Origin of the sequence: Paraburkholderia silvatlantica (genome assembly GCF_003096715.1) — a bacterium.
Taxonomy (GTDB): Bacteria; Pseudomonadota; Gammaproteobacteria; order Burkholderiales; family Burkholderiaceae; genus Paraburkholderia; species Paraburkholderia silvatlantica.
The window spans coordinates 239,980-252,209 of the sequence record NZ_QEOL01000005.1; the positions used below are offsets into that span (position 1 = coordinate 239,980).

Annotated in this window: 11 protein-coding genes; 3 read left to right on the forward strand and 8 right to left on the reverse strand. The window is 64.9% G+C overall.

The window, feature by feature from the left end; all coding sequences use genetic code 11:
* Nucleotides 1-2 precede the first annotated feature (2 nt).
* The 4 genes from narH to C7411_RS09265 all read right to left on the reverse strand — a co-directional run bounded on the left by narH (nucleotide 3) and on the right by C7411_RS09265 (nucleotide 6,656).
* Entirely contained in the window at nucleotides 3-1,526 is a 1,524-nt protein-coding gene (gene narH / locus C7411_RS09255) for a nitrate reductase subunit beta (RefSeq protein WP_110383507.1), read from the reverse strand.
* Complete coding sequence (locus tag C7411_RS09260; protein ID WP_110383508.1) at nucleotides 1,523-5,338, reverse strand: nitrate reductase subunit alpha; 3,816 nt, start codon at nucleotides 5,336-5,338, stop codon at nucleotides 1,523-1,525. The genes narH and C7411_RS09260 overlap by 4 nt, the downstream gene beginning before the upstream one ends.
* 80 nt (nucleotides 5,339-5,418) lie before the next feature.
* A complete protein-coding gene (locus C7411_RS36965) occupies nucleotides 5,419-5,748 on the reverse strand; it encodes a hypothetical protein (RefSeq protein WP_133253627.1) in 330 nt (109 codons plus the stop codon).
* A gap of 77 nt (nucleotides 5,749-5,825) precedes the next feature.
* Nucleotides 5,826-6,656 carry a helix-turn-helix domain-containing protein gene (locus C7411_RS09265; RefSeq protein ID WP_110383509.1) on the reverse strand — a complete coding sequence of 277 codons (831 nt, stop codon included), beginning with the start codon at nucleotides 6,654-6,656 and terminating at the stop codon, nucleotides 5,826-5,828.
* Nucleotides 6,657-6,844: 188 nt separating this feature from the next.
* Here C7411_RS09265 and C7411_RS37385 point away from each other — a divergent pair, with 188 nt between their 5' ends.
* The 3 genes from C7411_RS37385 (at nucleotide 6,845) to C7411_RS09275 (ending at nucleotide 8,026) form a co-directional block, all read left to right on the forward strand.
* Nucleotides 6,845-7,006: a hypothetical protein gene (locus C7411_RS37385; RefSeq protein WP_165822769.1), complete on the forward strand. Its 162-nt coding sequence runs from the start codon at nucleotides 6,845-6,847 to the stop codon at nucleotides 7,004-7,006.
* 247 nt (nucleotides 7,007-7,253) lie between these two features.
* The gene (locus tag C7411_RS09270) at nucleotides 7,254-7,688 is read left to right on the forward strand and encodes a DoxX family protein (protein ID WP_110383510.1); all 435 of its coding nucleotides are present in this window, start codon (nucleotides 7,254-7,256) and stop codon (nucleotides 7,686-7,688) included.
* Between the two features lie 68 nt (nucleotides 7,689-7,756).
* The gene (locus tag C7411_RS09275) at nucleotides 7,757-8,026 is read left to right on the forward strand and encodes a hypothetical protein (RefSeq protein ID WP_110383511.1); all 270 of its coding nucleotides are present in this window, start codon (nucleotides 7,757-7,759) and stop codon (nucleotides 8,024-8,026) included.
* Nucleotides 8,027-8,051: 25 nt separating this feature from the next.
* Here the strand turns inward: C7411_RS09275 and C7411_RS09280 are convergent, their stop codons facing one another.
* From C7411_RS09280 to C7411_RS09295, 4 genes are all read right to left on the reverse strand, one after another.
* Complete coding sequence (locus C7411_RS09280) at nucleotides 8,052-9,530, reverse strand: MFS transporter (RefSeq protein WP_110383512.1); 1,479 nt, start codon at nucleotides 9,528-9,530, stop codon at nucleotides 8,052-8,054.
* Nucleotides 9,531-9,656: 126 nt separating this feature from the next.
* The gene (locus tag C7411_RS09285) at nucleotides 9,657-10,958 is read right to left on the reverse strand and encodes an MFS transporter (protein WP_110383513.1); all 1,302 of its coding nucleotides are present in this window, start codon (nucleotides 10,956-10,958) and stop codon (nucleotides 9,657-9,659) included.
* 358 nt (nucleotides 10,959-11,316) lie between these two features.
* Nucleotides 11,317-11,592, reverse strand: coding sequence for a hypothetical protein (locus C7411_RS09290; protein ID WP_110383633.1), 276 nt, complete (start codon nucleotides 11,590-11,592; stop codon nucleotides 11,317-11,319).
* Nucleotides 11,593-11,812: 220 nt separating this feature from the next.
* On the reverse strand, nucleotides 11,813-12,145 hold the full coding sequence (locus tag C7411_RS09295) for a hypothetical protein (RefSeq protein WP_110383514.1): 333 nt from the start codon (nucleotides 12,143-12,145) through the stop codon (nucleotides 11,813-11,815).
* Nucleotides 12,146-12,230: the final 85 nt, after the last annotated feature.

The window sequence follows — 12,230 nt, forward strand, 5'->3', positions numbered from 1 at the left end:
GATCAGATCTCCTGAATGGGGATCTTGCGATGCCCGTTCTTCGGCGCGAACAGGCTCGCCTCCGATTTGCCGTCCGAGCAGCCGTTGCCGAACGTGAAGCCGCACGACGAGCGCAAGTCGAAGGCGTTTTCCGCGTACTCGCGGTGCGTGGTGGGAATCACGAAGCGGTCTTCGTAGTTCGCGATCGCGAGATAACGGTACATTTCCTCGACCTGGGCGAGCGAGAGCCCCGCTTGCGAGAGCACCTGCGGCGCATCCACGCGATCGACATGACGCGCGCGCATGAACGCGCGCATGGCGAGCAGACGTTCCAGCGCGATCTGAACCGGCTTTTCGTCGCCGGCGGTGAGAAGGTTCGCGAGGTAGCGCAGCGGAATGCGCAGCGCATGCACGTCGGGCAGCCAGCCGTTCATGCCCAGTTCGCCGCTATTGGCGGCCGCGTTGATGGGCGAGAGCGGCGGCACGTACCAGACCATCGGCAGCGTACGGTACTCGGGGTGCAGCGGGAAGGCGATGCGCCAGTCGATCGCCATCTTGTAGACGGGCGAGCGCTGTGCGCCGTCGATCCACGCCTGCGGAACGCCGTCGCGCGCGGCCTGCTCGATCACGGCGGGATCGAACGGGTCGAGGAAGACGTCGAGTTGCGCCTGGTAGAGATCCTTTTCGTCGGCGACGCTCGCGGCTTCGCGAATGCGGTCGGCGTCGTAGAGCAGCACGCCGAGATAGCGAATGCGCCCAACGCAGGTTTCCGAGCAGACTGTGGGTTGCCCCGCCTCGATACGCGGATAGCAGAAGATGCACTTCTCGGCCTTGCCGCTCTGCCAGTTGAAATAAATCTTCTTGTACGGGCAGCCCGAAACGCACATGCGCCAGCCGCGGCACTTGTCCTGATCGATCAGCACGATGCCGTCTTCCTCGCGCTTGTAGATCGACCCTGAAGGGCACGCCGCCACGCATGCCGGATTCAGGCAGTGCTCGCACAGGCGCGGCAGATACATCATGAAGGTGTTCTCGAACTCGCCGTAGATCGCCTTCTGCACGTTCTCGAAGTTATAGTCCTTCGAACGTTTCTCGAACTCGCCGCCGAGAATTTCCTCCCAGTTCGGGCCCCACTCGATCTTCTCCATGCGCTCGCCGCTCACGAGCGAGCGCGGCCGCGCAACCGGCGTGGCGTTCGTGTTGCCCGCTTCCTGCAGATGCGCGTAGTCGAACGTGAAGGGCTCGTAGTAGTCGTCGATCTCCGGCAGATGCGGATTCGCGAAGATTTGGGCAAGCAGGCGCCACTTGCCGCCCAGCCGCGGCTCGATCTGGCCGTCGGCCTTGCGCACCCAGCCGCCGCGCCAGCGCTCCTGGTTCTCCCATTCCTTCGGGTAGCCGATGCCGGGCTTCGTCTCGACGTTGTTGAACCACGCGTATTCCATCCCCTCGCGGCTCGTCCAGACGTTCTTGCAGGTGACCGAACACGTATGGCAGCCAATGCACTTGTCGAGGTTCAGCACCATCGCGATCTGCGCGCGCACTTTCATGAGCTCTCTCCTTCGCGAACGGCCGCATTTACAGCGGGGTTGACGGCGGGGTTGACCGCGGCAGGCAAGGGACCAACCGGCGTTTCCTCCGCGTCGAGCCAGTCGACGTTCTTCATCTTGCGCACGATGAGGAATTCATCGCGATTCGAGCCGACCGTGCCGTAGTAGTTGAAGCCGTAAGCGAGCTGCGCATAGCCGCCGATCATGTGCGTGGGCTTGAGTGAAATGCGCGTCACCGAGTTGTGAATGCCGCCGCGCGTGCCCGTTATTTCGGACCCCGGCGTATTCACGATCTTTTCCTGCGCGTGGTACATCATCACCATGCCGCGCGGAATACGCTGGCTCACCACGGCGCGCGCGCAAAGCGCGCCGTTCGCGTTGAAGCATTCGATCCAGTCGTTGTCGGCCACGCCGATCTGCGCCGCGTCCTGCTCCGAAATCCACACGATCGGGCCGCCGCGCGAGAGCGTGAGCATCAGCAGGTTGTCGGTGTAAGTGCTGTGAATGCCCCACTTCTGGTGCGGCGTGATGAAGTTCAGCGCGAGTTCGGGGTTGCCGTTCGAGCGCGCGCCGGTCATTTTCTCGTAGCTGCCCGTGTCGATAGGCGGCTTGTACACGCACAGCGCCTCGCCGAACGCGCGCATCCACGCATGGTCCTGGTAGAGCTGCTGGCGGCCGCTGAGCGTGCGCCAGGGAATCAGTTCGTGCACGTTCGTATAACCCGCGTTGTACGACACGTGCTCTGACTCGATGCCGCTCCAGGTTGGCGACGAAATGATCTTGCGCGGTTGCGCCTGGATATCGCGAAAGCGGATCTTCTCGTCGGCGCGGGCGTCGGCGAGATGGGCGTGCTCGATGCCGGTGAACTTCGAAAGCGCTTCCCACGCCTTTTTGGCGACCGCGCCGTTCGTTTCGGGCGCGAGCGAGAGAATCGTCTCCGCGGCGTCGAGCGCGGTCTCGATGCGCGGGCGCCCTTTCGCATCGCCAGCGTCCTCGGACTGATCGCGGTAGTTCAGTGCGCCGAGTTCGTGGACCTCGTCCTCCGTATTCCAGCTAATGCCTTTGCCGCCGTTTCCGAGCTTGTCCATGAGCGGACCCAGCGAGGTGAAGCGGTGATACGTCTCGGGGTAGTTGCGCTCGAGCGTGACCACGCCCGGCATGGTCTTGCCCGGAACCGGCTCGCATTCGCCGCGCTTCCAGTCGTCCACGCCGAAGGGCTGTGCCAGTTCGCCCGCGGCGTCGTGCGCGATGGGCGCGAGCACCACGTCGCGCTCCACGCCGAGATGGCCGACGCTCAGCTCGGAAAAGCGCTTTGCGATGGCCTTGAAGATCTCCCAGTCGCTGCGCGCCTGCCATGCGGGGTCCACCGCAGCGGAAAGCGGATGAATGAACGGGTGCATGTCGGACGTGTTCATGTCGTCCTTCTCGTACCACGTGGCCGTGGGCAGCACGATGTCCGAGTACATGCAGGTGGTGGACATGCGGAAGTCCAGCGTGCAGAGCAAGTCGAGCTTACCCTCGGGCGCCTGCTCATGCCAGACGACTTCTTCGGGACGCGGCACGCTGTCCTTCACCACTTCCTCGCCTTGCACACCGTTCGTCGTGCCAAGCAGATGCTTGAGGAAATACTCGTGTCCCTTGCCCGACGAACCGAGCAGGTTCGAGCGCCACACGAAGAGGTTGCGCGGAAACACGGCGGGATTGTCGGGGTCCTCGCAGGCGAGCTTGAGGCTGCCGTCTTTCAGGCGGCGCGCGACTTCGGCACCGGCCTTCGCGGGGTCTTCGAGCGCGCGGCCAAGCGCGAGCGGATTGCTCGTGAGTTGCGGAGCCGAAGGCAGCCAGCCCATGCGCTCGGCGCGCACGTTGTAGTCGATCGGCGCGCCGTGGTAGTCGGCCTTGTTCGCGAGCGGCGAAAGCAGGTCCGTGGGATTCATCGGATCGTAGCGCCACTGGTCTGTGTGTGCGTAGAAGAACGATGTGGCGTTCATCTGGCGCGGCGGCCGGTTCCAGTCGAGCGCGAACGCGAGCGCGGTCCAGCCTGTTTGCGGGCGCAATTTTTCCTGGCCCACGTAATGCGACCAGCCGCCACCGGACTTGCCGATGCAGCCGCACATCACGAGCATGTTGATGATGGCGCGATACGCCATGTCCATGTGGAACCAGTGATTGATGCCCGCACCGATGATCACCATCGAACGGCCTTCGGTCTTGTCGGCGTTCTCGGCGAACTGGCGCGCGACGTTGATGACGTCCGCGCGCTTTACGCCCGTAATCGCTTCCTGCCACGCGGGCGTGTAGGGCACGTCGTCGTCGTAGCCATGCGCGAGGTCCTTGCCGCCCAGGCCCTGATCGAGGCCGTAGTTCGCCACGAAGAGATCGTAGACGGTAGCCACGAGCCGCTCGCCGGCGGGCGTCGCCACGCGCCGCACGCCGATGCGGCGGCTCAGCACCGGCGCGTGCGAGGTGTGCGGGAAGTGCGGATGCGCGACGTTGCCGAAGTAGGGGAACAGCACGTCCACCACATCGTCGTGCTTTTCCACGAGCGAGAGCGCGGGCTTGAGCGGCGCGCCATCGACGCTTTCCTCGCGCAGGTTCCACTTGCCGCGATCGGCGCCTTCCTGCTGGCCCCAGCGAAAACCCACCGAGCCGAGCGGCACCGCGAACTCGCTGGTCGCGCTATCGATCACCACGGTCTTCCACTCGGGGTTGTTGTCCTGCGCGAGTGCGCCGTCGAAGTCGCAGGCGCGCAGATAGCGGTCGGGCACGTACTGGCCGCCGCGCTCGACGAGCGTGACGAGACAGGACATGTCGGTGAAACGGCTGCAATAGTCGGCGAAATAGGCGCTCTTGCCTGCGAGGTGATACTCCTTGAGGATCACGTGGCCCATGGCGAGCGCGAGCGCCGCGTCGGTGCCTTGCCTGGGATGCAGCCAGATGTCGCCGAACTTCGCGCCTTCGGCGTAGTCGGGGAAGATCGAAACGATCTTCGCGCCGCGATAGCGCGCTTCCACCATGAAGTGCGCGTCCGGCGTGCGCGTTTGCGGCACGTTCGACCCCCACATCACGATGAACGACGAGTTGTACCAGTCGGCGGACTCGGGCACGTCGGTCTGCTCGCCCCACGTTTGCGGCGAGGCGGGCGGCAGGTCGCAGTACCAGTCGTAGAACGAGAGGCACACGCCGCCGATGAGCGAGAGATAGCGCGAGCCGGCCGCGTACGACACCATCGACATCGCGGGAATGGGCGAGAAGCCGATCACGCGGTCGGGGCCGTGACGCTTGACGGTGTGGACGTTCGCTGCGGCCGCGATTTCGAGCACTTCGCTCCAGTCTGCCCGCACGAAGCCGCCAAGACCGCGCCGCGTTTGATAGCTTTTGCGCGCGGCATCGTCGTCGACAATCGCCGCCCACGCGGCAACGGGGTCGAGCGTGCGGCGCTTTTCGCGCCACAGCTTCACGAGCGCGCTGCGCACGAGCGGATACTTGAGGCGATTGGCGCTGTAGAGATACCACGAATAGGATGCGCCGCGTGAGCAGCCGCGCGGTTCGTGATTGGGCATGTCAGGGCGCGTGCGCGGGTAGTCGGTTTGCTGCGTTTCCCACGCGACAATGCCGCCCTTCACATAGATTTTCCACGAGCATGAGCCCGTGCAATTCACGCCGTGCGTGGAGCGTACGATCTTGTCGTGCTGCCAGCGTGTACGGTACGCCTCCTCCCATTTTCTGTCTTCGTCTGTGACGGCACCGTGACCGTCCGCGAATTGTGTTCGTGCCGCCGTGAAGTAACGCAGACGATCCAGAAAATGGCTCATGGCATCTCCAGCTTGTATGTGCGTCGGGGACCTCCGTATTTAAAAGTAGGAACAAGAAGAAGTAAAGGGTATGAATGTCATTACTTTCGACGTATTTCCTCTGATATACCGACTTTCGCACTATTTTTCGGGCAGGCGGTAAAGCGCAGGTTATGCGAAATGCACGTTGTTTGCGGATATGTTTGAAAACAATTCGTATCTTGAAGCTTTTCGTCGATGAAGAAAATTCCCGTGATTTCATGGGTGAATCGCTCGGCTGGGCGCGGATCGCTTTTTCCAGATTGCATCTGGGGGATGGAAACGACTCGTAAATCAGGTGTAAAAAGACAGGTAATTTTTTGTAATTGATTGAAATTATCGCCATCCTGAATTTTGCTTCGCGCCGAATTGCGCGATCGTTGTGGGTGCATGAATCTGGAATGGTGATTCCCGCTCGTTTCGCACCCGACATATTTCCGGCGCACCCGGCGCGGTCGCCTTGCGCGCATCAGGACGCGTGGTCGCGCAATGCCTGAGCGGTCTGCGGATCGGCGGGAAAAAACGCTTCGATTGCGAGTTCGGAAAGCGTGATGTCGACCGGTGTGCCGAACACGGTGGTCGTGCTGTAGAACGCCAGTTCTCCAGACCCCGTGCGCACGCGCAGCGGCACGGCAATGTGATGCGCGATCGGCTCGGCGCTCACGTTCGCTACGCCCGGGGGCGTGGGATATGCCGCGAGTTCCTCGTACAACGCGGCGAGCGCCGGGTCGGCGCTCGCGTCGATCTGACGTTGCAGGCGCGTGAGCAGGTGCGCGCGCCACGCGTGCCAGTTGACGATGCGCGGCGCCATGCCCTCGGGATGCAGCGAAAGCCGCAGCGCATTGACGGGTGCGGCGAGCAGCGCAGACGAAGCGTCGCCGATGAGCGGAGCGAGCGCGCCGTTCGTGGCGACGATATTCCAGTGGCGGTCCACGGCCACGGCGGGATACGGCTCGTGACCGCGCAGCACGAGATCGACAGCCTCGCGCGCGGCGGCGAGCTGCGGGTCGTCGAGCGCGCGTTCGCGATAGAGCGGCGCATAGCCCGCCGCCACGAGTAGCGCGTTGCGCTCGCGCAGCGGCACATCGAGCTGCCCGGCCAGATGCATGACCATCTCGCGGCTCGGCATTGCGCGGCCCGATTCGACGAAGCTCAAATGCCGAGTCGAAATCCCGGCTTCGGTTGCGAGCAGCAACTGGCTCATGCGCCGGCGCATGCGCCAGTCGCGCAGCATCTCGCCGATGCTGCGGCGCCCCGCGCCCGATGCCGCGGCGGGCAGGATGGAAGCGAGCGTGTTCATGCCGGCGATTCTAGCGAAATGCGTGGGCAAGGCGATTACGTCTGAGGTAAGGAAGCCGCCGGGAACGGATATATGAAAACCTCGGGTTTATGTTTCTGCTGCATTCGTGAACGACGTTTACCGTATGCCGCACTATCGCCTAGAATGAAAAATCTCACGGACTGTGGCGTCGCGCAGAGGAGACTGCCATGAGGGAAACCGTTGCTGCTTATCTGCTCGGACCAGGCGTCATGTTGCTGGTGTGCGCGGCCATGTGGGCCGTGTCGCGCCGCAGCAGAGGCACGCTCGAGGCGCGCCTGACTCGCTGGCTCGACGCGCATCGGCCGCACGGCATGCGTCACAAGCATTGAGCGTGCCAGCGCCGCGCCGGTTTGCGCGTTTGCCTGAACGCATCGCGAACGGATCGCGACAGGGCTCGTCAGATAAATTCAATAGCATTCCGAATCAATTCCCGGATTAGTTCCCAGGTTGGTTCATTTCGCTCCCGCGCGTGGCGCGCCTTTTGCGCGTGCCGCCTCGTCTGTCACTGCCGCCTCACGTCGAGGGAACTGAGCGTGCGTCTCGCGGTCATTCCGATATTGCATACCGGAGCCCTTCATGACCCGTCCCGCCGATTCCTTCATCATCTTCATCGCCCGCGTCGCGCTCGCCATTCTGTTTCTCTGGGGCGGTGCCATGAAGCTGCTGGGATACGCGGGGTTCGTCGGCTACCTGCACTCGAAGGGCGTGCCGTATGCCTCGTATGGCGCGATCGTGGCGACCGTCATCGAGGTGCTCGGCGGCATTGCGATCGTGCTGGGCGTGCGCACGCGCGCGGTTGCGTTCCTGCTGGCCGTGTACGCTATCGTCACGGCGATACTCGGCCATGACTTCTGGAACATGACCCAGGCCGCGGCGCAACAGGATGCGGTCATTCATTTCTGGAAGAACGTGGCGATCGCGGGCGGCTTCCTGCTGCTGACCGTGACGGGCGCGGGACGTGCTTCCGTTGACGGGTTGCGTGCGCCGCGCGGCGGCGGCCTGCGAGGCTGACGCCTTCGCGCGGCGGCGCGAGTGTCGAATCACAATCACCGGGCAACCGGGAGTAGAGGGAGCAGGCCTTGATACAGAACTTCGACTTCAACGTGGCAGGCAAGACCGGGCAGTTCTGCGCGAGTCTTGCGGAAGACGGCACGCGGCGCGTGTTCATCAGCTACGCGGATTCCGCGAAGACACTGGTGATCCTCGACGCCTCCGGGCTCATTGGCGCGCTCAAGGCAGAACTCGAGGAGCCCGAGCAGCTGATCGCTCACGCCATCCGCAAGGCGCAGGACGACGGCTTGATCGCCCGCGCAATCGACTCCGGGGCAATCCAGGAGGCGTCGCTGTAGTTCGGCACGCCAGTTCGCTGTAGCCTCAGCGCGCTTCCGATTCGTTCACGCGCGCCGGCGTGGCGCGGCGCGGCGGCGCATGCGCCGCATCGGTTCTCACGAACCAGGCGAGTCCGGCCGCCATGAGCAGGAGCGCCGTCGAAACCGCGGTTTCCGCCCGCAGGCCGGCGACCACCTGCGCCGCGCCTGCACCGCCCGCGAGCGCGCCGAACGCCGCCACCCCCACCGCACCGCCCGCCTGACGCGCCGTATTGAGCAGCGCCGAGGCCGTCCCTGCGCGCGCCGGCTCCACGCAGGAAAGCACGGCCGTGGTCATCGCCGGTACGGCCAGACCCATGCCGGAGGGAATGAGCAGGAAGGCGAGCAGCACGAAGACGAGCGGCGTCGAGGCGTCCACGCTGATCAGCAACGCGTAGCCCGCACCCGCGACGAGCGCGCCGACGATCATCGGCCGGCGCGTGCCGTAGTGCGCCACCACATGGCCGCTCACGATGTTCGAGAGCAGAAAGCCGCCGGTGAGCGGGATGAACGCGAGGCCCGCCTGCAATGGCGTTTCGTCTCGCGCATGCTGCAGATAGAGCGCGAGCACGAACACCGTGCCGTAATAGGTGAGATTCACGCAGATGCCGAATAGCACCGCCGCGCTGAACGTGCGGTTGCGCAGCATGGCAAGCGGCAGCATGGGGTCGCGTGCGCGTGCTTCGAGCGAGACGAACGCAAATCCCGCCACGACCGCGAGCGCAAAGCCGCCCGCCACGGCCCAGTGCGTGAGGCCGAGCGGCCGCCATTCGATCACGGTGCCCGTAAAGGCCGTGAGCGTCACGATGGCGAGCAACTGGCCGCGCGTGTCGAGGCTGCGCGCGGAGGGCGCGCCGGCGGCGCTGGAATCGTGCGCATGGCGGCGCGGCGCGGGAATCCAGGCGAGCGTGGCCCAGAGGCCCGCCGCGCATAGCGGCAGGTTCACGAGGAAAATGCTGCGCCAGCCGAACGCCGCGATCAGCAGACCGCCCGCCACCGGGCCGGCGGCGATCGAGATGGCGCCGGCGGCGGTCCAGAAACCCACTGCGCGCGCCCTGAGCGCCCGGTCGTGGCGGCACGCTTCGTTGAGCAGCGCGAGCGAATTGGGCAGCATGGCCGCCGCGCCCGCGCCTTGCAGCGTGCGGGCGGCGATCAGTACGACCGTATCGGACGCGAGCCCGCAGGCCAGCGAGGCGAGGGCGAACACCACGAGCCCGGCGGCGTAGAGGCGGCGCGCCCCATAGCGCTCGCCGAGCACGCCGCCCGAGAGCATCAGCACGGCGAAGGCGAGCGTATAGGCGTCGACGATCCATTGCAGGCCCGCGACGTTCGCATGGAGATCGGATGCGATGCGCGCGAGCGCGATATTGACGATGGTGACATCGAGCTGCGTAACGACGAATCCGACGCTGACCGTCGCGACGATACGCGTGAGCGCGGGCGTGAAATGGGCGTGGGGGACAGGGGTGGGGTGTGAGGTATTCATGCGCCCATGGTAGGGCGCTCGCCGGCTTCGACGTTTCAGCGCGAGGTGAATCGTCGAAGCCGGCGGCAAATGGTGCCTGACCAGTGGCGGCCGTCCTGTGCGCATTCCGTGCGCACTGCGGCGCACTTACTGCTCCCGGTGCGCGTCCTTGAAGAACAGCGTCGTGATCGCACCGAGCACGCAAATCGCGGCCACATAGTAAGTGGGCGCGAGCGGCGCGGACTTCATCAGCAGCGCGACGACGATCGGGGTGAGGCCGCCGAACACGGCGTACGCCACGTTGTACGAGAACGAGATGCCCGAGAAGCGCACTGCGGGCGGGAACGCATTCACCATCACATAGGGCACCGCGCCGATCGTGCCGACCAGCAGCCCGCAGAGCGCATAAAGCGGCATGAGCATCGAGCTGTCCACGGCGACCTGGCGGAACAGCGTGTAGTACGAGATCGCGAGCGCGATGCCGCCAATGGCCAGCACGCGGCGCGCGCCGAAGCGGTCCGCGAGCGCGCCCGCGCTCACGCAGCCCACCGTGAGGAAGAGCGTCGCCACGCAGTTCGCGAGGAGCGACGTGGTGGCGTCGAGATGGAACTGCTTCTGCAGCAGCGGCGGCGTCATGAGGATCACGACGACGATGGCGGCCGAGAGCATCCACGTGAGCAGCATCGAGACGATCACGGCGCGGCCGTGGTCGCGCAGCACGGCCTTGAGCGGAATTTCGCCGGCGAGCGACTTGCGCGCCTTCATCTCCGCGAACACGGGCGTTTCGTGCAGCCACTGGCGCAGATACACCGAGAACATGCCGAACAGCCCGCCAATCAGGAACGGAATGCGCCAGGCATAGGCGGCGATGTCGCTCGGGGCGTAGTGATGATTGACGGCCGCGGCGATCAGCGAGCCGAGCAGGATGCCGAACGTGAGACCCGCCGTGAGCGTGCCGCATGCATAGCCGATGTGGCGGCGCGGCACGTGCTCGGAGACGAACACCCACGCGCCCGGCACTTCGCCGCCCACGGCCGCGCCTTGCAGCACGCGCAGCGCGAGCAGCAGCACGGGCGCGAGCACGCCGATCGAAGCAAAGGTGGGCAGGCAGCCCATGGCGAGCGTGGGCAGCGCCATCAGCAGCACGGAGAGGGTGAACATGCGCTTGCGGCCCAGCAGGTCGCCGAAGTGCGCCATGACGATGCCGCCGAGCGGCCGCGCCAGGTAGCCCGCCGCGAAGATGCCGAAAGTCTGCAGCTGGCGCAGCCAGTCGGGAATCGTTGCGGGGAAGAACAACTGGCCGATAGCCGGCGCGAAGAACACGAAGATGATGAAGTCGTAGAACTCGAGGGCGCCGCCGAGTGCGGCGAGCCCGAGCGTCTTGTAGTCGCTGCGCGTGAGCGCGCGCGCAGCGGCAGGCGTGCGCACGCCAATTTCTGTTGCTTGCATTTCCGAAAAACCAGGGTGTTGTTATGTACGACGTTGTATGTGGCGCGTGTGGACGCCGTGATGGCCGAATTTGCCTGGTGCGCGCGTGGCGCGGGGCGGCGGTCGTCGGATAGGCGGGCGCAAGGGTGGGGCACGGCAACAGCGCGTCCGGAGGGTGGGCGGACGTGCGACGACTTCAGGCCAGAGCGCGATTCTACAGGAAGCCTGCAAGCTGCCAGACGCGCGGCCCGTCAGGACGCTCGCGCGCCGCTGCGAGCAGACGGTGAAGCTCACTCATTCTGTAGTTCGATAAAAAGAGACGGCGGCACGCATGGCGTGCCGCCGTCTCTTTTGTCCGGTGCGGCGGTGCGCGGCAACCTCAGCGTGCGAGGCCGAGTCCTTGCAGTACGGCGTTGCCTTCCTTCGTGAGGCGGATGCGCGGGTCACCGGCGTCGTCCTGCACCTGCTCGACGAGGCCGGCTTCCTGGAGCATCGGAATTTCCGGTTTGGCGCGCGCGTCGATCGGCGCATGCAGCAGCAACAGGAGGGTCGCCAGCTCGTGATGGCTCAGCAACCGGCGCAACAAGGTGCGGCGGGCAGGCTTCGCGCCGGGCGTTGCCTCGCTGTCGGCCTCGGCCTGACTTGTCGCCTGGATTTGCGGGTCTTGCTGTTTCACGGAACCTCCTGCAGCGTTCGTTTCTTCTAGGTGGAGCGATGATGCGGACGAAGACTTAAGCGATTCTTAAAACGCCCGGCGAAAATGTGTCAGCGCGCTACACGGCGCGCATCCACGCAAAAAGGCTGTAATAGAAGGACAGGAAGGGCCACCCGGCGCAAACCCGGCGGCGAGCCGGCAAAAACGGCCCGTCAAAAGTTCAAGGCGCGCAGGTTTTGCTCGCACCCTCGATCCACAGGTTCGAGGCGTGGCGTTTGCCGGCGTAATAGCGGTAGGTCGTCGCGCCATTGTCGGTGCGGATCTTGATGACGTTCGAGTCGCCGAACTCCAGCATCTGGCCTTGCGGCAGCGGCGAGGTGGTAAAGCTGGCGCCGTGACGCGAGGCTTCCACGGTCAGGCACGAGATCACGTCCTGGACCGACCGGTTGGTTGTGGAATCGATAACCGGCTGGCCAGCGTCCGGGTCGCTCTGAAACCACGCGCACGCGCCGAGCGTGAGGGATAGGGCAAGGGGCACGGCAAGCTTCTTCATATTTCCCGGTTTCCAACGAAATGGCCAATCATTATATCGGGAGCATGTCGCGTGCCACGACGCTGCCGCAAAACTGTCGCGCGCC